At 67.5% G+C, this 19891-nt stretch carries 20 protein-coding genes and 1 pseudogene; 9 read left to right on the forward strand and 12 right to left on the reverse strand.

Annotated elements, in window-relative coordinates:
- Window positions 1-37: 37 nt before the first annotated feature.
- The 3 genes from thpD to CKW34_RS04360 all read right to left on the reverse strand — a co-directional run bounded on the left by thpD (window position 38) and on the right by CKW34_RS04360 (window position 3321).
- Window positions 38-928 carry an ectoine hydroxylase gene (gene thpD / locus CKW34_RS04350; RefSeq protein ID WP_059381835.1) on the reverse strand — a complete coding sequence of 297 codons (891 nt, stop codon included), beginning with the start codon at window positions 926-928 and terminating at the stop codon, window positions 38-40.
- Window positions 929-1122: 194 nt separating this feature from the next.
- Window positions 1123-2127, reverse strand: a complete 1005-nt coding sequence (locus CKW34_RS04355; RefSeq protein WP_059381834.1) for an AraC family transcriptional regulator — start codon at window positions 2125-2127, stop codon at window positions 1123-1125.
- A complete protein-coding gene (locus tag CKW34_RS04360; protein WP_059381833.1) occupies window positions 2128-3321 on the reverse strand; it encodes a pyridoxal phosphate-dependent aminotransferase in 1194 nt (397 codons plus the stop codon). It abuts the gene before it with no gap.
- A gap of 113 nt (window positions 3322-3434) precedes the next feature.
- Between CKW34_RS04360 and CKW34_RS04365 the strand changes: the two genes are divergently transcribed.
- Window positions 3435-4019: a carboxymuconolactone decarboxylase family protein gene (locus CKW34_RS04365; RefSeq protein WP_059381832.1), complete on the forward strand. Its 585-nt coding sequence runs from the start codon at window positions 3435-3437 to the stop codon at window positions 4017-4019.
- Window positions 4020-4022: 3 nt separating this feature from the next.
- Here CKW34_RS04365 and CKW34_RS04370 read toward each other — a convergent pair whose 3' ends face one another.
- Window positions 4023-4949, reverse strand: coding sequence for a sigma-70 family RNA polymerase sigma factor (locus CKW34_RS04370; RefSeq protein WP_059381831.1), 927 nt, complete (start codon window positions 4947-4949; stop codon window positions 4023-4025).
- A gap of 103 nt (window positions 4950-5052) precedes the next feature.
- Between CKW34_RS04370 and CKW34_RS04375 the strand changes: the two genes are divergently transcribed.
- On the forward strand, window positions 5053-5694 hold the full coding sequence (locus tag CKW34_RS04375) for a GyrI-like domain-containing protein (protein WP_059381830.1): 642 nt from the start codon (window positions 5053-5055) through the stop codon (window positions 5692-5694).
- The gene (locus CKW34_RS04380; protein ID WP_059381856.1) at window positions 5694-6188 is read left to right on the forward strand and encodes an NUDIX domain-containing protein; all 495 of its coding nucleotides are present in this window, start codon (window positions 5694-5696) and stop codon (window positions 6186-6188) included. Before CKW34_RS04375 ends, CKW34_RS04380 begins: the two co-directional genes overlap by 1 nt.
- Here CKW34_RS04380 and CKW34_RS04385 read toward each other — a convergent pair.
- Window positions 6170-6772 (reverse strand): TetR/AcrR family transcriptional regulator, encoded by a 603-nt coding sequence (locus tag CKW34_RS04385; RefSeq protein WP_080968203.1) that lies wholly within the window; start codon window positions 6770-6772, stop codon window positions 6170-6172. The genes CKW34_RS04380 and CKW34_RS04385 overlap by 19 nt on opposite strands.
- A gap of 289 nt (window positions 6773-7061) precedes the next feature.
- Here CKW34_RS04385 and CKW34_RS04390 point away from each other — a divergent pair.
- Window positions 7062-8287 (forward strand): annotated as a pseudogene (locus CKW34_RS04390) (oxygenase MpaB family protein).
- Window positions 8288-8344: 57 nt separating this feature from the next.
- On the opposite strand, the gene CKW34_RS04395 reads toward CKW34_RS04390, so the two are convergent.
- The 4 genes from CKW34_RS04395 to CKW34_RS04410 form a co-directional block, all read right to left on the reverse strand.
- Window positions 8345-8758, reverse strand: a complete 414-nt coding sequence (locus CKW34_RS04395; RefSeq protein WP_059381829.1) for a DUF302 domain-containing protein — start codon at window positions 8756-8758, stop codon at window positions 8345-8347.
- Between the two features lie 32 nt (window positions 8759-8790).
- Window positions 8791-9060, reverse strand: a complete 270-nt coding sequence (locus CKW34_RS04400; protein WP_059381828.1) for a metal-sensitive transcriptional regulator — start codon at window positions 9058-9060, stop codon at window positions 8791-8793.
- A gap of 61 nt (window positions 9061-9121) precedes the next feature.
- Window positions 9122-9889, reverse strand: coding sequence for a sulfite exporter TauE/SafE family protein (locus CKW34_RS04405; protein WP_059381855.1), 768 nt, complete (start codon window positions 9887-9889; stop codon window positions 9122-9124).
- A gap of 23 nt (window positions 9890-9912) precedes the next feature.
- Window positions 9913-10518 carry a rhodanese-like domain-containing protein gene (locus CKW34_RS04410; RefSeq protein ID WP_059381827.1) on the reverse strand — a complete coding sequence of 202 codons (606 nt, stop codon included), beginning with the start codon at window positions 10516-10518 and terminating at the stop codon, window positions 9913-9915.
- A 165-nt stretch (window positions 10519-10683) separates the two neighbouring features.
- Between CKW34_RS04410 and CKW34_RS04415 the strand changes: the two genes are divergently transcribed.
- Window positions 10684-12063 carry an MBL fold metallo-hydrolase gene (locus CKW34_RS04415; RefSeq protein WP_059381826.1) on the forward strand — a complete coding sequence of 460 codons (1380 nt, stop codon included), beginning with the start codon at window positions 10684-10686 and terminating at the stop codon, window positions 12061-12063.
- 351 nt (window positions 12064-12414) lie between these two features.
- Here CKW34_RS04415 and CKW34_RS04420 read toward each other — a convergent pair whose 3' ends face one another.
- Complete coding sequence (locus CKW34_RS04420) at window positions 12415-13464, reverse strand: patatin-like phospholipase family protein (protein WP_059381825.1); 1050 nt, start codon at window positions 13462-13464, stop codon at window positions 12415-12417.
- A 164-nt stretch (window positions 13465-13628) separates the two neighbouring features.
- On the opposite strand from CKW34_RS04420, the gene CKW34_RS04425 reads away from it, so the two are divergent.
- A complete protein-coding gene (locus CKW34_RS04425) occupies window positions 13629-14615 on the forward strand; it encodes an LLM class F420-dependent oxidoreductase (protein ID WP_059381824.1) in 987 nt (328 codons plus the stop codon).
- A 48-nt stretch (window positions 14616-14663) separates the two neighbouring features.
- On the opposite strand, the gene CKW34_RS04430 is transcribed toward CKW34_RS04425, so the two are convergent.
- Complete coding sequence (locus CKW34_RS04430; protein WP_059381823.1) at window positions 14664-15227, reverse strand: GNAT family N-acetyltransferase; 564 nt, start codon at window positions 15225-15227, stop codon at window positions 14664-14666.
- 1 nt (window position 15228) lies between these two features.
- Window positions 15229-15897 carry a DUF3239 domain-containing protein gene (locus CKW34_RS04435; RefSeq protein ID WP_059381822.1) on the reverse strand — a complete coding sequence of 223 codons (669 nt, stop codon included), beginning with the start codon at window positions 15895-15897 and terminating at the stop codon, window positions 15229-15231.
- 242 nt (window positions 15898-16139) lie between these two features.
- On the opposite strand from CKW34_RS04435, the gene CKW34_RS04440 reads away from it, so the two are divergent.
- Genes CKW34_RS04440 through CKW34_RS04450 form a run of 3 tightly spaced genes read left to right on the forward strand, consistent with a single transcriptional unit; the run spans window position 16140 to window position 19874 of the window.
- Window positions 16140-17510, forward strand: a complete 1371-nt coding sequence (locus CKW34_RS04440) for a CitMHS family transporter (protein WP_059381854.1) — start codon at window positions 16140-16142, stop codon at window positions 17508-17510.
- 49 nt (window positions 17511-17559) lie between these two features.
- Window positions 17560-19230: an ATP-binding protein gene (locus CKW34_RS04445; protein ID WP_059381821.1), complete on the forward strand. Its 1671-nt coding sequence runs from the start codon at window positions 17560-17562 to the stop codon at window positions 19228-19230.
- Window positions 19212-19874 carry a response regulator gene (locus tag CKW34_RS04450; RefSeq protein WP_059381820.1) on the forward strand — a complete coding sequence of 221 codons (663 nt, stop codon included), beginning with the start codon at window positions 19212-19214 and terminating at the stop codon, window positions 19872-19874. Before CKW34_RS04445 ends, CKW34_RS04450 begins: the two co-directional genes overlap by 19 nt.
- Window positions 19875-19891 lie beyond the last annotated feature (17 nt).

Consider the following 19891-nt stretch of genomic DNA (forward strand, 5'->3'; position numbering starts at 1 on the left):
GCCGTGGAGGTGCTCACATCATGTCACCTCAGTCATGTCACGTCAGCGGCGTGAAGTCGCGGCTGCCGAGATAGGACGGACGCGGCTTCGACGCGGCGAACGGTTCGACGAGCGTGTTCTCGACGCTGTTGAACACCACGAACAGGTTCGAGCGCGGGAACGGCGTGATGTTCCCGTTCGAACCGTGCATGCAGTTCGAATCGAAGACCGTCGCCGAGCCTGCCGGCCCGGTGAACGTCGCGATACCGTGCTCGGCGGCCAACCGGGTGAGAGTGTCCTCGTCGGGCGAACCCGTCGGCGGAACGTGGGTGACCAGGGACTCGCGGTAGTAGTCCTCGGGTGTCTCACCCGCGCACGAGATGTATGTCTTGTGCGAACCCGGCATGATCATCAAACCGCCGTTGTAACCGTAGTTCTCGGTCAGAGCGATCGAGATGCTCAGGGCGCGCGGCGAAGGCATGCCGTCCTCGGCGTGCCACGTCTCGAAGTCCGAGTGCCAGTAGAACGGGCCACCGCGGAAGCCGGGCTTGACGTTGAGCCGCGACTGGTGGACGTACACATCGGATCCCAGCAGTTGCCGTGCGATACCGACGATCTCGGGCCTGCGGATGATGGAGTCCACGAGATCGCTGAGCCGGTGCACGTCGAAGACCGAGCGGACATCGCCGCTGCCCTGTTCACGGACCACACGGTCGTCGTCACCGAGCTCTCGGCCGAGTCGTGCGGTCTCCTCCAGAAGGTTCCCCACATCGTGTGCGGCGAGAAGCCCTTCGGCGGTGTGGAACCCGCGGCGGTCGTATTCGGCCACTGCCTCGGAGCCGAGCGGCCCGCCGGTGGCCGAACCCCAGACGACGGGATCCTTCCTCTCGACGGACTCGCAGGCGGTGCGACCGCGGGTCGGATAGTCGTCGCGAACGATCGTGCGCATAGCTCGTAGATCACCCTCTCGAAAGTCGATGACGGTTCGCCTCCGACGTTCCCATTGAAAATGGAGGAATGCAAGCCGGGCTCCGGCATGTGCGTGTAGCTGGGTTCTCTCCCCGAACCTGCTGGTCGAATCGAGTTTCGGCGCGGAGTACGAGGGGTATCCGGCGACATCACGACAACCGGCGGGCGCGACTGTCAGCGGTGTTCTCGATATGCGCGAGGAGTGTTTCCGGTCCACCTCTTGAACGCCCGGCGGAAGGCGCTCGGTTCGGAGAAACCGAGCCGGGACGACAGATCGTCGACCGCCTCACCGCGTCTCAGGCCCGCGATCGCGAGGTCGCGGAGGACCTCCTCGCGCAACTGCCCCAACGACGTGCCCTCCTGGCGGAGCAGGCGCCGCAGGTGGGGAGGGCTCACTGCGAGCCTGCCGGCGATGTCCTCGGCGGTCGCCGTCCGGCCTTCGATACCCGACTCGAAGATCCGCCGCACCTGGGACGAGACCGTCGACTCGTATTCACGTTCCGAGAGAATGAGATTCGGAGAATCGCGCAGGTAATCCTCGAGCGATTCCTCGGTCTGCACGAGGGGCGACTTCAGTGCGGCATTGTCGATCTCGAGCGCTGCCCGTCCGGCGCCGAAGGTCACCGGCACGCCGAAGATCGCGTCGTAACTACGGGCCAGGACGGGATCGGGTTCGGTGTACGGCAGGAAGACCGACTCGAGGGGGACACGCCCGCCCACCAGCCATGCGGCGAAGCGGTGCAGCAGCATGAGAAGGAAATCCACGACCACGCGGGTCTTGTCGTCCACGACCTCCGGCAGCTCCACCTCCAGGAAGGTGGTGGACGCTCCCGGGGTCAGACTCAGTTGCGGCAGCGACCGGATGACATGGTTCACCTCGATCATCCGTTGCAGAGCGTGATCGAGATCGGGCCGGTGGATGAGGGTCAGACACATCACCCGGAAGGTGCCGCGGGGCACGGGAGCCGGTGCGATGCCGAAGAGTTCGTCGTCGGTGATCTGCCAGACCACCTGGGTGAAGCGACTGACCTGGGCGGGCGTGAGCCGGGCATGGGGGTGGGTGAGCACCGCGCGGCTGATGCGTGCTGCGTCGAGGGCAGGCTGCAGATCGATGCCCTCCTCGGCTCCCACCCGTACCGCTCGCGACACGAAGTCCGACGGGATGGTAGGTCGCAACATCTAGCGCGCCTCCTGCAATCCGTTCAGACGTGCCACCGCTTCGGTGAGCACCTCGTCCCGTTTGCAGAACGCGAAGCGCACCAGATGGTTCCACGAGGCGGTGTCGTCCACGAAGACGCTCACCGGTACCGCGGCCACCCCGATGCGGCCCGGGAGTTCGCGGCAGAAGGCCACCGCGTCGGTCCGGCCGAGGGGAGTCAGATCGGCACACACGAAGTACGTTCCGGCAGAGTCGAACACCTTCAAACCGGCATCGGAGAGTGCGTGGGACAGGAAGGTTCGCTTGCGTTCGAGGTCGGCGCGCATCGACGCGATCCAGTCCTGTTCGTGCGTCAGCGCATGCGCGACGGCCGGCTGGAAGGGCGCCCCACCGACGAACGTCATGAACTGTTTCGCGGCGCGCACCCCGTCGATCAGCTCGCGCGGGCCCATCGCCCACCCGATCTTCCAGCCGGTGACGTTGAAGGTCTTGGCGGCACTCGAGACCGTGATCGTCCGCTCGGCCATGCCGGGCAACGATGCGAGCGGGATGTGCGTGCGACCGTCGAAGACCAGGTGCTCGTACACCTCGTCGGACAGCACCAGCAGGTCGCGTTCGCACGCGAGCTCGGCCAGTGCCGTCAGTGCCTCGCGGTCGTAGACGGTGCCGGTGGGATTGTGGGGGCTGTTGACGACCAGCATCCGCGTCCGGTCGGTGACGGCGGCGCGCAGGGCGTCGACATCGAGCACGAAACCGTTCCCGGAACGGGTCAGCGGCACGGTCCGTCGCGTCGCACCGGCGAGCGCCACCGAGGCCGCGTACGAGTCGTAGTACGGCTCCGTGAGGAGCACCTCCTCGCCGGGTTCGACGAGCCCGAGGATGGCGGCGCTGATCGCCTCGGTGGCGCCGACGGTGACGAGCACCTCGGATTCGGGGTCGTGGTGCAGGCCGTACCGCGCGGCACGGTCGGCAGCGACGGCCTCCCGCAGGACCGGCATGCCGGACCCGGGCGGATACTGGTTGACCCCCTCGGCGATGGCGTTGCGGGCGATCTCGAGCATGGCGGGCGGGCCGTCGACGTCGGGAAAGCCCTGCCCGAGGTTGATCGCACCGTGCCGGACGGCGAGTTCGGTCATCTCGGCGAAGATCGTCGAGGCGAACGGTCGTAACCGGGAGACCGTACGAACTCGTCCCGAAGTCGTCGAATCAGCCATTCCTGCAGCGTAGCGCCCGCGGTGTCACATCCGTGCGGCCTGCCTCGTCTCCATGATGTAGACCACCTCGAACCGGCGGGGGATTCCGCCGGTCGCACCGGAAGGACACCGTCATGGCACGACTCGAAGCCGTCGCTCCCGACCGCACCGGTCCGATGACCCGTGCGATGTATGCGCTCGCCCGCCGCAGGTTCGGTTCGGTCCCCGAACCCTTCGCGGTGGCGGCACACCATCCGAGGCTGATGCGTACGAGCGGAATCCACGAGATGCTCGCCCAACGCGCCTCCACCGTCCTGCCCGCCGCGGTCCGGGAGATCGCGGTCTACCGCGTGGCGTGGACCGTCGGATGCTCGTGGTGCATCGACTTCGGCACGATGCTCCAGCGGCTGGACGGACTCGACACCGAACGACTCGCCCACATCGCCGAGTACGAGACCTCCGATCTCTACAGCGACGACGAGAAGGCCGCGATCGCGTACGCCGACGCGATGACCGGCGACGTGGCGACGGAGGTCACCGACGAACAGGTCGCCGACCTCGAGCGTCGTTTCGGGCCGGCGGGCGTCGTCGAACTCACCTATCAGATCGCGCTCGAGAACATGCGTGCGCGCATGAACTCGGCGCTGGGCATCCACGACCAGGGATTCAGCACGGACGCCTGCCGGGTGCCGTGGGCCGAAGAAGCCGGGAACGCATGACGCCTAGTCGAAGATGCCGTCGGGCAGAAGGACTCCGCGTCTGAGCTTCTCGGGGTTCGCGATGTCGTAGGCCGCCCAGATCCGTCCGTCCCGCACGGTCCACGCCGTCACGCGCGGAGGAAAGCCCGGCCGACCGTTCTCGGCCGGGCGACCGCGGTTCAACAGACCCAGCTCGCCGTTGACGAGGACCGGTTCGAAGGCCGTCAACGCCTCGGCACCGTAGAGCCGCAGCAGTCCGAGGATGAACCGCGCGACCTTCTCGGCGCCGACCACGACGTTCAGCGCCGTGCGGGTCGTGCCGCCGGCGTCCCCGATCATGCGGGCGTCGGGATGGAGCGCGGCGACGACGGCGTCGAGGTCGGCGCCCGCGAAGGCCGCGACGAGCCGTCCGACGGCCTCTTCGTGTTCGGCCGGTGAACTCGGCGGTGGCACGGTCGAGACCGTCCGGCGGGCGCGGGAGGCCAGCTGGCGGGCGGTCGGGGTGGCGACGTCGAGGATCCGGGCGATGTCGTCGAACGGGATGTCGAACGCGTCGTGGAGCACGAACGCGATGCGCTGGGCCGGCGTCAGGCTGTCGAGGACGACGAGCGCGGCCAGGCGGTTGTCCTCGTCGCGCACGATCTCGTCGAGCGGGTCCGGGGGAGCAGGGGAGCCGAGAGGCGCCACGATCGGTTCGGGCAGCCACTGGCCCATGTAGGTCTCGCGGCGCACCGCGGCCGAGCGCAACCTGTCGAGGCACAACCGTCCCACGACCGTCGTCAACCAGGCACGCAGGTCGCGTACCTCGGAGACATCCGCGCCCGCGAGTCGCAGCCATGCGTCCTGCACGGCGTCCTCGGCGTCGGCGATGCTGCCGGTGAGGCGGTAGGCCACCGACAGCAGGTGGGTGCGGTTCTCCTCGAACGCCTTCTGGGTGCTCTCGTCGAGCATGGGGACGATGCTAGACGCAAACGGCCGCGGGGCGAAGGGGTGTCGATCACCCCGTACGGATGTCGACGGGCGCCTATCCTCGTCCTCGAACGGAAGGGGCGCCGTGGACAAATACGACATCAAGCGTGAGCACCGTGAGCTGTACACATGCTCGACCGAGGATTTCACCGAGGTGCACGTCCCCGAGATCGGTTACCTCGCCGTGGACGGCAAGGGCGATCCGAACAGTTCCGGCGAGTACGCCGACGCCGTCGAGGCCCTCTACTCGGTGGCATACACCCTGAAGTTCACCTCCAAGAAGGAACTCGGCCGGGATTCCGTCGTCGGGCCCCTCGAAGGTCTGTGGTGGAGCGAGGACATGAGCACCTTCCTCACGCGGGACAAGGACTCCTGGTCGTGGCGCATGCTCATCGCGCAGCCGCCGTGGATCACCGACGACATGGTGGACGACGCGATCGCAGCGGCGGGTGACAAGGCCCGGGCGAAGAAGAAACCGCTCCCCTCCCTTCCGCGAGTGCGGCCGTTCCGGCTGGCGGAGGGCAGGGCGCTGCAGATCCTGCACATCGGACCGTACGACGCGGAAGGCCCCGTCCTGCAGCGCCTGCACACGCAGGTGATGCCCGAACGCGGGTTGACGTTCGCCGGCGACCACCACGAGATCTACCTGTCCGACCCTCGCCGCACGGCCCCCGAGAAACTGAAAACGATTCTGCGTCAACCCGTCGCAGACATACAGGAGCGATGATGGCCGCCACCAGCGCAGGTCTGCTGTTCTACCGCATCGACGACACCGGTCTGCTCAGCGTGTGGCTCGTCCACCCCGGCGGCCCGTTCTGGAAGGGGAAGGACGAAGCGGCCTGGTCGGTGCCGAAAGGGGAGTACGGCCCGGAAGAGGATCCCCGGGAGGTCGCCCTGCGCGAGTTCACGGAGGAGTGCGGGATCGAACTACCGGACGTGCCGCTGTCCCTGCTCGGTCGCTACCGGCAGTCGTCCGGCAAGATCGTCAGTATCTACGCGGGAGAGACGTCGGACGAGCTGGAGTTCGTCGAAAGCAACACGTGCGAGGTCGAATGGCCGCCGAAGTCGGGTAAGCAGATCACGATCCCGGAGGTCGACGATGCGCGCTGGATCGTCGCAGCGGACGCCGAGACGAAACTGCACAAGGGGCAGCGGCCGGTGCTCGAGGCCCTGCGTGCGCGATTGGACGAAGAAGGCCGGTACTACCGCCTCGAGCCGTAGTCCGGAAGCACCATCGGAACGAGGAACTGCCTGGCGATCGACGCGAGGGCCTCGTCGTCGTCGATGTCGACGACCTGACTCGGTGTGGTGAGGAACGAGGCCGAGATGCGGACGATCATCTCCGCCACCAGATCGGTGTTCAGATCGGCGGCGACCGTTCCGGCGCGCTGCTCACGCTGCAACTGTCCTGCGACGAACCGGCGGACGGCGGCGAGCATCGTTCCGTCGTCGCCACCGATCGCACCGGCGAACAGCACCGGTTCGGTCTCGAGCAGATTGCCGATCAACCTGTTCGTGCGGATGACGCGCAGCGCGCTGACGAATCCGAGGACCACCCGATCGGCCACGGTGTCGGCCTGGGCGATGTCCTCGAGGAAACGCAGGAAGTAGCGGCGGAACTCGCGCATGATGACCTCGTCGACGAGGGCATCCTTCGACTCGAACTTGCGGTACAAGGTGATTCGCGACAGCTTCGCGCGGCGGGCGATCTCCTCCATCGAGGAGCGTTGGATGCCGGTCCGGCAGAACTGTTCGTAGGCGGCATCGAGCAGGCGTACACGCGTCTCGTCGATCTCGATACCCATGACGGATTCGTCCGGAAGAAGAAGTGCGTCCTGAAAAGCACGTTCCAGCAACGACGCCGATTCGGCAGGGGACGGTGGGGAGGCGGGTGAGACCGCTCGGGAAATCGGCGACGCAGAATCCACATGTCCTCCTCGAAGTGCAGAGTTTACCGTTCCGGTCCTGTCGCCGACCATCCCGAGCAGTGACATTTCACGATTCATTGTGACCCGAGCCACAGTATGGTTCGATGTTACAGAGAAACTCCGAATGTTTCATTGCTACATCCACGAGTCGTAGGGGAGCGACAGTATGGATAATCCGAGCAGGCGCGACGTTCTGAAAACCGGTGTTCTCCTGGGCGCATTGGGGGCGTTCGCGGTGGTGACACCGGCGCAGGCCCGGCCCTGGAGGTGGTCGCCAGCAGGATCGATACCGGGTACGGGGAGCGGTGCCGATCCACGACAGGTGTGGGACGACGAGGCCGACCCGATCGTCGCCTCGTTGCTCGAGCGCGGCGACGTACCGAGGGTCAACGAGCTGCTGCGCACCTGGAAGAAGAATTCCCAGCCGCTGCCCGACGGGCTTCCGAGCGACCTGCGCGATTTCATGGAACACGCCCGGCAGCTTCCGTCCTGGGCCGATCCGGCGAAACTCGAGACGGCCGTTCGGTTCAACGAGAAGCGCGGGCTGTATCTCGGTGTCCTGTACGGATTCGTGAGTGGGATGATGAGCACGGTCATCCCGAAGGAGGCGCTGGCCGTCTACTACTCCAAGGGCGGCGCCAACATGAAGGGCCGCATCTCGAAGACGGCAAAACTGGGTTACGACATCGGTTCTCGCAACGCCTATCTCGACGACGGCGAAATGATCGTCACGTCCGTGAAGACCCGGCTCGTCCATGCCGCGGTGCGTCATCTGCTCCCGCAGTCCTCGCACTGGGCCGATCTGGCGCCCGAGGACGTGCCGATCAGTCAGCACGACATGATGGTCACCTGGCACAGCCTGCCCACCAGTGTGATGCGCACATTGAAGGAGTGGAAGGTTCCCATCCCGGCTGCGGAGGCCGACGGATTCCTGCATTCGTGGCAGGTCAGCGCGCACATGCTCGGCATCGAGGACCAGTACATCCCGGCCACCTGGGACGACGCCGAATCCCAGGCGCAGCAGGTGCTCGATCCGATCCTCGCGCCCACACCCGAGGGTGTGAAACTCGCCGACATGCTGCTCGATCTCGGTAAGGTCTGGATTTCTCACTGTTGACCCGCCCGATCCTCGGGGCGCTCACCCGGTTCGCGCTCGGCAACGAGATCGCCGACTGGCTCCACATTCCACGCGAACCCGTCTGGGGCACACTGCTCGACGTCGCGTGGGGTCCGTTCATCGCGGTACGCGAAGGGCTGTTGCCGCTCCCGCTGGCACCGGACGCCTACTGGACGTTCGACGAACTGCTGCGCCAGTTCGTCCTGCTGTACATGGCGGAACTGCGCCCGATCAGCATCGAGATCCCGGAATTCAACAACCCGAATTACCCGTGACCCGTTGACATCTGCGGAGGCCGGTACGTGGAGCGTGCCGGCCTCCGCAGCGTGTCGTCAGTCCTTCGCCGCTTCCGCTTTCAGCGAATCGATGGCAGCCTGCAGGGCGGTGGTGGCGTCATCGGCCACATCCGCGAGTCCCGGACTGTCGGCGACCTGCACCATCATCTGCGGGTTCATCGCGTCGATCACCACGGTGTCGGGGTCCTCGGGGTCGGTGCGGACCACGACGTTGCAGGGGAGCAGGAGCCCGATCTGCCGGTCGACCGTCACCGCTCGGTGGGCGAGCGGCGGATTGCACGCACCGAGGATCACGTAATCCTCCATGTTCTCACCGAGTTTCGCCTTCAGGGTAGCCTTCATGTCGATCTCGGTGAGAACGCCGAAACCTTGTTCGGACAGTGCCTTACGGGTGCGTTCGACCGCGTCGTCGAACGATGTGCGCAGGGTGGCCGTCAGTGCGAGTGCCATGGAATTCCGCCTTTCTCTCGACGGCGCGCCGGTCAGGCCAGAGCGAGGAAGAGCTTCTCGAGCTCGGCCTCGGTCATCGGCTCCTTGCCCTCCTCGGCGTTGCCGGTCATGCATTCCTTCAGGCCGGTTGCCACGATCTTGAATCCGGCGCGGTCCAGTGCGCGCGACACGGCCGCGAGCTGCGTGACGACGTCCTTGCAGTCGCGACCCTGTTCGATCATGGAGATCACTCCGGCGAGCTGGCCCTGGGCTCTGCGCAGCCGGTTGAGTACCAATGCGATGCTGTCTTCGTCGCCGACCATCGAGATGTCCTTTCGTAGACCTGTCGCCCAGTGTACCCCCGGGGGTATTCTGTCCGTGTTGTTACCGCAGGAAGACGGCGTCGACGAGTACATAGGCGGCCACTGCGAACACCAGGAACGCGAACCAGCGCCGGAGGCGGTCGGTGTCGACGCGGGAACCGAGCCGGCCCGCGACCAGCGAACCGACGATCGCAGTCCCCGCGAACCCGGCCGTGATCGCCCAGTCGATACTCGTGCCGCTCAGGTGCGACACGAGTCCGGAAGCCGAGTTGGCGACGATGATCACCAGCGAGGTGCCCACCGCGACCGGCATCGCCACACCGAGGAGCAGGACCAGGGCCGGGATGATGAGGAATCCACCTCCGACGCCGAACAGGCCGGTGAGGAAGCCCACTGTCAGGCCTGCCGACGCGGAGCGTGGAACGCATCGGCGCCAGTTGATCCCGGAACCGCCCGTCGAGCACGCGGTCCCGGTGTCCCCGCGGTCGGCGAGCATCCGCGCTCCCGCTACCACCATCACCACCGCGAATCCGACGAGGAGTGCGCGCTCGGGGAGCAACCGTCCCACCGCGCTGCCGACGAAGGTGGCCGGCAGGCCGGTGAGGGCGAAGATGCCCGCCAGCCGCCACTGGACCTGACGGGCCCGAACCTTGGGTAGTGCACCTACCGCGGACGCTGCGCCGACGACGATCAACGAGATCGGGATGGCCTCCTCGACGCTCAGCCCCATGCCGAAGACCAGTGCCGGCACCGCGAGGATCGAGCCGCCACCGCCGAGCAGGCCCAGCAGTACGCCGATCGCAGCACCGAAACCGAGTGCGAGGATCATGGTCGTCTCCACATCGGCCGCACTCACTCCCGGTAGTCGGACGGAGTCGGCTGCTTCGACGCGATCAGTTGCGCGACGACTGTCTGCGGGTCGCAGCCGGCGCTGCGGTTGTACGGGAGCTCGGCAAGCAGCATGCCCATTGCACACGTGTTCGACAGCGCCGCGAAGGCGAGTCCGCCACCGATTCCCGCCGCGAGCCACTTCAGTCTCGGAACGGCGACGCTGCCGAGAATCGACGACAACACGAGCGAACCGGCGACGAGCCGGACCTGGCGTTCGAGATCCCAGCGTTCGACACCGCGGTCGACGGGAAGACCGGCGGATTCCCACGCCAGCATGCCGCCGTCGAGGATGCGGATGCGGGACAGACCCGCGGCACGCAAGGTCTGTTCGGCCCGACCGGCGCGCTGTCCGGATCTGCATACCAGCACGATGTTCTCGTCGAGATGTGTGCAGAACTCGTCGCGGTGCTCCCGCAGCACATCGAGCGGCACGTTGTAGGAGCCGGGGATGTGCACCGACTCGAACTCGCCCGGCGTACGGACGTCGACGAGGCGCACGTGACCGGCGGCATTCATCGATTCGTGCAGGGTGTTCGGGTCGATGGCGGTGGTTGCGGGCTCGGTCATGGGTGCCTTTCGGTGGGGTGGGAACGGGAGCGGGGGATCCGCGACGGTGCCTGCGCTGTCCGGCGTATGTCCGTCTGGATACCCCCGGGGGTACTTGACATACCCTAGGGGGTATCTGTCAGGCTTGTCCACAACGAGGTCGAATCGAATCGTTCGGAGGAACCCATGATTCTCGAGCAGTACTACATCGAGTGCCTCTCCCACGCCTCCTACCTCATCGGCGACGAGAACACGGGAAAGGCCGTCGTGGTCGACCCCCGGCGCGACATCGACGAATATCTTTCCGACGCAGCGAAGTACGGATTGACGATCGAAGGTGTGATCAACACCCACTTCCACGCCGACTTCGTCTCGGGTCATCTCGAACTCGTCGACGCCACAGGTGCGTGGATCGGATTCGGGGAGGTCGCCGAGACCGACTACCCCATCCGGCGCCTGCGCGACGGCGAGAAGATCTCCCTCGGTGACGTCGAACTCGAGATCCTGTCCACCCCGGGCCACACCTGGGAATCGATATCGGTGTTGGTCCGCGACCATCCCGGTGCCGTCCCGGCCGCGGTCCTCACCGGCGATTCGTTGTTCATCGGCGACGTCGGGCGCCCGGACCTGGTCAATCTCGGCGACGGCACGACCGGTGATCTGGCCCGGGCGATGTACCGCACCGTGCACGAAAAACTCCTGACGTTGCCCGACGAGGTCGCCGTCATGCCTGCTCACGGTGCCGGTTCGTCGTGCGGGAAGAACCTGTCGACCGACCTGACCTCGACCATCGGCGAGCAGCGCGCCACGAACCCGTCCGTGCAGCCCATGAGTGAGGACGACTTCGTCGCTCTGGTCACCGAAGGTCAGCCGGCGGCTCCGTCGTACTTCTCGGTCGATGCGGCGATGAACAAGCGGATCCACCCACTGCTGGTACAGGACCGCGCGATCCCCGAGTCGACTCCGGAGCAGGTGAAGGACGAACTCGAAGCCGGCACACGTGTTCTCGATGCCCGTGGTGTCGACGACTTCGCCGCCGGGCACCTGCGCGGCTCGGTGAACGTCGGGTTCGACGGCCGTTTCGCGGAGACGGGCGGCATGGTCGCCGAGGTCGGCGAACGGATCGTGCTGATCACCTATCCCGGTGAGGAGCAGGACGCCGCGGTACGTCTCGCCCGCATCGGATCCGACGGGGCGGCAGGTTATCTGAACGTCGATCGGGACGGTGTCTTCCCCGCCGAACTGACGGACCTGATCGAGACCGCTCGACGGACGACGGTCGAGGAACTCGACCGGTTGCTCGCCGACGACGCAGTCACCCTCGTCGACATCCGTAACCCCGGCGAACGCGAATTCGGTGTGATCCCGGGATCGGTTCCGATCCCGTTGGCCCAGTTGCGCACCCGTCTGGAACAGGTGCCGGTCGGCAAGCCGATCGTCGTGCACTGCGCCGGCGGGTGGCGTTCGAGCGTGGCGGCATCGCTGCTGCGCGCCCAGGGTTTCGAGAACGTCACCGACCTGCTCGGCGGCTACAACGCCTGGGACGAATCCCACGTCTCTGCCTGATCACCCGGATCGAGGCCCGCGCACGGCCGAGATCCCCGACCGGATTGCCGAACGACGCGCAGCCCCGCTCCCGACCCTTCCGCTGGGTCGGTACCGAACTCTCATCGAGGAGGACTCTCATGTGTTACCCCGTCGCCTGCCCGAACTGCGGAAAGACCGGATGGGGCGGATGCGGACAGCATGTCGACGCCGTCATGCGTTCCGTGCCTGCCGCCGATCGCTGCACCTGTGGTCAGGACACCGTCCCGGCCCGAACCGAGCGTCGAAGTGTGCGTTCGCTCTTCCGTCGCTGACCTCGTCGCCGTCCGGACGTACGAAACACAACGGCCGATCGCCGCTGCTCGGTAGCGACTAGGGTGATCCGGGCTCGTCCGGTGACGAATCGACGGAGATTCCGGCCTCGGAACCGGTGGACGCGGAGGCCGGGATACCGGCACGGTCGAGGGCTTCCTCGGTGAGGGAGCGCCCCAGCGCGATCATCTCGGCCGCCTTGTGGAAGTCGAGGCTTCGGCACGCGGTGCGCGGGACCTCCACGAGGATGTCGGGCGGATAGGCCGCCAACTGGAACCGGGACAGCGCCGACTGCATGATGTCGAGCGACCGGTTCATCACCGCGACGCGTCCGAACTTCGGGACGAGCGCATCGTCGGCGTCGACGTCTCCGGTGTCCTCGGTGTCCTCCTCCGGTGGCTCGTCGTTCGCCGCACTGGTCGAGAACCGGTTGACCACCGACCGCACGATGTCGGTGTCGAGCATCTGGTTGGCGCTGCGCCGGAAACGTGCCTTCCATTCCTCGATGGGCCGTGCCTCGGAGCTGGCGTTCTCGGGTGATTGTGCCGAGCCCTGCTCCTCCCCGCCGAGGCTGACTCCGATCGTGAGGTCGGCGGGCATGCCGACCGTCGGTGCGATCGGTAGGGGCGAGAGTGTGCCGCCGTCGGTGAGGACGCGGCCGTTGAGTATCACCGGCGTGATGACGCCGGGTATCGCGATGGATGCCCGGATCGCCGCGTGGACGGGACCTCGCTGGAACCAGACGGCGCGACCTGCTGCGAGGTCGGTGGAGACTGCGGTGAACGGAATCGGGAGTTCCTCGATCACCGCATCGCCGAGGATCTCCCGCATCTTGGACAGGATCCGTTCGGCGCGGATCGCGCCGGGAGCCGAGACCGACAGGTCGAGAAGGCGCACCACATCCATCTGGGACAGTCCGGTGGCCCATTCGGTGTACGGGTCCATCGCACCTGCCGCGTAGACGCCACCGACCAGCGCGCCCATCGAAGCGCCTGAGACTCCGACAATTTCGAGGCCACGTTCTTCGATCGCCCGGATGGCGCCGATATGGGCGTACCCGCGGGCACCACCACTGCCGAGGGCGAGTGCCACGCGTGTCCGTCCGGCCATGGGTCCGATGGTACGCAGCGCCCTCTCCGATATCCGACGGGAACGCAGTCGTCGTGTCGCGCACGGCGCCGGAGTTCGGAAGAATGTTCGGCGGTCGCACTGCACACTGGAGCCCGTGGGTGGATGGACGACATCGCGCCCGTACCTATCAGCGAAGGAGCCGCATGCGTTTCGGACTGTTCGTTCCCCAGGGTTGGCGCCTGGACCTCGTCGGCATCGATCCCTCCGACCAGTGGCAGGTGATGCGCGATCTCGCGCTCCGTGCCGATCGCGGCCCGTGGGAGTCGATCTGGGTGTACGACCACTTCCACACCGTCCCTGTACCCACCGACGAGGCCACGCACGAGGCGTGGACTCTCGTGTCGGCCTTCGCCGCCGTCACCGACCGTGTGCGCATCGGCCAGATGTGCACCGCCATGGCCTACCGCAACCCCGCCTATCTCGCGAAGGTCGCGGCGACCGCCGACATCATCTCCGGTGGGCGCATCGAAATGGGGATCGGTGGCGGATGGTACGAGCAGGAATGGCGCGCATACGGTTACGGATTCCCGTCGGCGGGTGAGCGACTGCGTCGGCTCGACGAGGGCGTGCAGATCTTCCGCCAGGCGTGGACCACGGGCTCTGCGACGTTCTCGGGCAGGCACTACACCGTCGACGGCGCCATCGTCCGTCCGCTTCCGCTGCAGGGCGGCGGTATTCCCCTGTGGATCGCCGGCGGCGGCGAGAAGGTGACCTTGAAGATCGCCGCGAAGTACGCGCAGTACACCAACTTCGACGGCACACCCGAAGGATTCGCGCGGAAGTCGGAGATCCTGCGCGAGCACTGCGCCGAGGTCGGCACCGACTTCGACACCATCGTGCGATCGGCCAACTACAACGTGGCGATCGGCCGCACCGAAGCCGAGGTGCGGGACCGGCTCGAGGCTCTGCGGGCCCGTCTCGAACCGATCGTCGGAGCGGAGAAGGCCGACGGGGCGCTCGACGCCTTCCGGGGGATGCCCGCCGTCGGAACTCCCGAGCAGATCGTCGAGAACCTCACGGCGCTGAAGAAGCAGGGGCTCGAGTACGCGATCTTCTACGTTCCCGAGGCTGCCTACGACACCTCGGGGCTGGAGCTGCTCGAGAAGGAAGTGCTTCCGCACCTCGCGTGATACCCGCGGCCCCGGGTACTACAGCGCTGAGGCCACAGCGCCCGAGGGCTACAGGGGCCAGCCGTCCACGGGGCCGGGTGGGTCGTCGGCGGACAGTCCGGCGACCCACACGTCCCTCGGCACGCCCCGCTGGAGCAGGCCGTTGCGGGCGATGCCCTCGTACCGGAACCCGGCCCGTCGTGCGACGGCGGCGGAGGCACGATTGCCGACGAAGGCACGCCACGCGACGCGCGGGACGTTCATGCCGTCCGGGGCGAACGCGAAACCGCATGCCAGTCGCACCGCGGCGGTCGCGAGTCCGTGGCGCCGCGTCGTCGGTGCGATCCAGTAGCCGATCTCCGGATCCGAGCCCTCACGCGGAACGAATCCGACCATGCCGCACAGCACTCCGTCCGCGGCGGTGCGCACGGCCCAGTCGGGCCATCCCTGCGCCCACTTGGCCGGAACGAGCTCCTCGACGAAGTGCAGCGCGTCGGCCCGGGTGTAGGGGGAGGGCACGGTGGTCCACCGGGCGATCAGCGGATCCCGGCACGCCTCGGTAATGGTGTCGACGTCGGCCGGACCCGGTGGCGAGAGCACCACCGCACCATCGGTCAGCGTGCGTACTTCCATGTCACCGCAGTTCGGGCGGCAGTTCCTTGCTCGCCAGTTCGAGGCGACGCTCGTTGGTGGCGTCGACCTGGTCCACCATCGTCAGCTTGTCCTTCAGCACACGCCACTCCACCTCGGGGATCTGCGCGACCGCGTCGGCGATGACCTTCTGATCGCGGGTGCCCCAGGCGATCGGCATGGGGCCGACCATCTGCCACACACCCGAGTCGTTGCGGGTCGTGCGGTCGGACAGGACGGCGGCGCACGGCACCCGCTCACCGATCGCGATCCGATGACCCGGCACCGCCTCCACGTTGCGGGTGACCAGGGCGAAGTGCCGGCCGGACGTCTCGGGCTTGGCGATGTCGACCAGCGCGAGCAGCGTCAGCCCGCGGGCACGCTCGGCGGCGACGACGGCCGGGACGAGCGGACTGTCGCGGTAGAGCTGTTCGATGGTTCCCACTTTGCGCGGGGCCCACAGTGCCACCCACACCGACGTCGCGGCCGCGACCGCCAGCACGGCGGCGACGATGTACGCCCAGGCATCACCGAGCAGGAACAGACCGACCGCGCCCGCGATGCACACCACCCCGACGAATATCGCCGACCACCGCAGACGGCGGACATCCGCGAGGGTCTGGTTCACGGCCTTGGCATGGGGCAGGTCCACAGGGAAGTCGAAGCGGCGCACGCCACCAGCTTATTGGACCCCTTCGGACGGCCACGACGGGCTCGAGCAGAATGCGCACAAGGGCGCTATCGCGCGCAACGGTGACTCGGCGAGGGACCAGGCCACACACTCTGCTGTAGCAGAGATCACACAACCCTCACGGCTCTCGGGCCGGACCTCACACGAACCTCCGGTCGCGTCCGCGACCCGTGGCCGACGTGTGCCCGGACCGGCCCCGATCACGTCAGAAAGTGGGCACCGCCATGCTCGTCGTCCTCGGCTTCCTGATGGTCGCCACGTTCATGTACCTGATCATGTCGAAACGGGCCACCCCGGTCGTCGGCCTGATCCTCATCCCGGTCGCGTTCGGCCTGATCGCCGGAGCCAGCACCGACCTCGGCGACATGATCGTCGACGGTGTCGAAAGTCTCGCCCCCACAGCGGCACTGCTGTTCTTCGCGATCATCTTCTTCGGCATCATGATCGACGTCGGCCTGTTCGACCCGCTCGTGCGGCTCATCCTGCGCCTCGTGCGCGACGACCCGGCGCGACTGGTGATCGGAACCGCGGTGCTGGCGATGGTCGTCTCCCTCGACGGGGACGGGTCCACGACGTTCATCATCACCACCTCCGCGTTGCTGCCGCTCTACCTGAAACTGAAGGTCAGCCCCGTCGTCCTCACCGTCGTCGCGGGACTGGCGAACGCCACGATGAACATCATCCCGTGGGGCGGGCCGACGGTGCGCGCAGCCAGCGCGCTCGGGTTGTCCCCGTCCGACGTGTTCGTCCCGATGATCCCGTCGCTCGTCGTCGGACTCGTGGTCGTGCTGGGCTTCGCCGCCCACCTGGGATTCGTCGAACGTCGCCGCGTCGGGAAGCTGACGTGGAAGCCCGATCCGATGCCGCTCGGCGCCGGTCCGTCCGGCGTGGGTACGACGGTCGGCAAGGACACGGACGGGACCGACGGGGAGGTCGGGCAGCTGGCTGCCGGGCTCGACCCCGACCGTCCGACCCTGCGTCCGCGCCTGCTGCCCTTCAACGCGATCCTCACGGTCGCGTTGCTCGTCGTCCTCGTCCTCGACATCCTGCCGATCCCCGTGCTGTTCATGATCGCCGCGGGTATCGCGCTGGCCGTGAACTTCCCGCGCGTCGTCGACCAGTCCGCCGCGATCGCACGGCACTCCTCGAGCATCGTGTCGGTCGTCGCGATGGTGTTCGCCGCGGCCGTTCTGACCGGCGTGTTCCAGGGCACCGGGATGGTCGAGTCGATGGCGTTGTGGCTCACCGGCGTCGTCCCCGACTCGCTCGGCCCCTTCCTCGCCGTCATCACCGGTCTGCTCAGCATCCCGATGACCTTCTTCATGACCAACGACGCCTTCTACTTCGGGGTGCTGCCCGTGCTGGCGGAGACCGCAGCGCAGTACGGCATCGAACCGGTCGAGATGGCGCGTGCGTCGATCACCGGGCAGCCCGTCCACATGCAGAGCCCGCTGGTCCCGGCGATCCTGTTGCTGGTGACCCTCGCCGGGGTGCCGCTGGCCGACCACCACCGCAAGGTGTTGTGGCGCGCCGGAGTGGTCTCGGTCGTGATGCTCGTGGTCGGGGTGGTACTCGGGCAGATTCCGTTCGGGTGAGATCGGCCCCGGGCCACACTGGACGGATGGGACGAACGGGAGCGACGCCGTGAAACTTCGCACCCAGGTACTTCTGCTCCAGTCCGCGGTGGTGGCGGTGGCACTCGGCATCGGATTCACGGTGTTCGCCACCACCACCGAGGATCGAGTCACCGACGAACACGGTCAGCGGGCGCTCGCGATCGCACGGTCGGTGTCCGCGGACCCGGCCGTGCGGGACGAGGTCGCGCGCTATTCGGCCGCCGACGACGGGGTGGTCTCCCCGGACAACCCCGAACTCGCATCCGGTGCGGTGCAGCAGGCCGCCGAGGCAGTCCGCGCCGCCACCGGAGCGTTGTTCGTCGTGGTCACCGACGACCAGGGGCTCCGGCTCGCCCATCCCGATCCGGAGCAGCTCGGCCGGAGGGTGAGCACCGACCCCACCGAGGCACTCGCCGGACGTGAGGTCGTGACCAGCGAGTCGGGCACACTCGGTGATTCCGTGCGGGCCAAGGTTCCGGTGACCGACCCCGCCTCGGGCAGGGTGGTCGGGGAGGTGAGCGTCGGCATTGCCACCGACCGGGTGCGCGCCGAACTGCGCAGCGACCTCGCCGATGCCGCCCTGATCGCACTCGCGGCGCTCGGGTGCGGTGCTGCCGGGTCGTTGCTGCTCGCCAACCGCTGGAAGCGACTCACCCTGGGACTCGAACCCGAGCAGCTCACCGAGCTGGTCCGCGAACAGGAGGTCGTGCTGCACGGGATCTCCGACGGGGTGGTCGGCACCGATGCCCGCGGCATCGTCACCGTCGTCAACGCCGAGGCGCGTCGGCTGCTCGATCTCGACGACGGGATCGGTCGCAACGTCGACACGCTCGGGATCACTCCGCGGCTGTTCGACGTGCTGCGCGCCGCGGACGGCACCCCGGTGGCGGCGACCACCGGCGACCGGGTCGTCGTCGCCGTCTCGCGGCGCGTGGTGCGCGACGGCCGGGACCTCGGCACGGTGATGTCGGTGCGGGACCGGACCGACATCGAGACGCTCACGCGTGAACTCGACGCCGTCAAGGCGATGAGTACGGCGTTGCGGGCCCAGCGGCACGAGTTCGCGAACCGGCTCCACCTGCTCGACGGCCTGCTCCGTCAGGGGCATGCGGAGCAGGCGCTCGAGTACATCGAACAGATCCTCGGTTCGGGACCGCTCGGTGAGCAGCTCGAGGGCATCGACGCGATCACCGACCCGTATCTGCACGCCTTCCTCGTCGCGAAGGCCGCACATGCGCGCGAGCAGGGAGTCACGCTCGTGCTCGGCGAGAACACGTGGGTGCACGCCACCGTGCGGGCACCCGTCGATGTCACCACGGTGCTCGGCAACCTGCTCGACAACGCCATCGAGGCGGCACGCACGAGCGGGCGCACTCCGGCGGAGGTCGAGGTCGAACTGATGGAGGACGGTGCCGACCTGCACGTGAGTGTCGCGGACACCGGCGACGGCGTCGATCCCGAGCTGCCCGACGTCTTCGTCGAGGGCGCGACGACCCGGAACGATCCGACGGTGCCCGGCGGCCGCGGAATGGGGTTGGCACTGGCCCGGCGCATCGCACGACTGCACGGCGGCGACGTCGTGCTCGCTGACCGCGGCGGGCAGCGCACGCCGGAGAATCCGACCGGGGGTGCGGTCTTCCTGGCGACGCTACCCGGGATGCTCGACGAAAGGGATACGGGATGGGCGGAACGGATCTGAAGGTCCTCGTCGTCGACGACGACTTCCGCGTCGCCGAACTCCACGCCTCCGTGGTCGCGGGTGTGGCGGGATTCGAGGTCTGCGCGGTCGCCGGGAGCATCGCGGCGGCCCGGGACGCCGTTCGGTCCGGTCCCGTCGATCTCGCCCTCGTGGACGTGTACCTGCCGGACGGTTCCGGGATCGATCTGATCCGGAGCCTCGAATGCGACAGCTTCGTGCTCGGTGCCGCCGGTGAGGGCGCGACGGTGCGCGCGGCGCTCGCCGCCGGTGCCCTGGTGTACCTGGTCAAGCCGTTCGCGAGCACCGAACTGGCCCGACGCCTGGCGGCGTACGCGCAGTACCGCAGGGTGGTCGCCGGGGAGGAACTCACCCAGACCGAGATCGACACGGCGCTGGCCGCATTGCGGCCGGTGTTGCCGGCCGCCCGGCCGGCACCCTCGCGTTCGATGACCGAGGAACTCGTGATGCAGGCACTCCGGGAATCACCGGAACCGATGTCGGCGGGGGAGGTGGCCGTGACGATCGGGGTGTCGCGCGCGACCGCCCAGCGCTATCTCGCGGCCCTCGTCGCGAAGAAACGCCTGCGGATGCAGTTGCGGTACGGCACCACCGGTCGTCCCGAACAGGAATACCGGCCCCTGTGACGAGGGGGCCCCGTGAT

Origin of the sequence: Rhodococcus rhodochrous, from assembly GCF_900187265.1 — a bacterium.
In the GTDB taxonomy this organism is placed as follows: Bacteria; Actinomycetota; Actinomycetes; order Mycobacteriales; family Mycobacteriaceae; genus Rhodococcus; species Rhodococcus rhodochrous.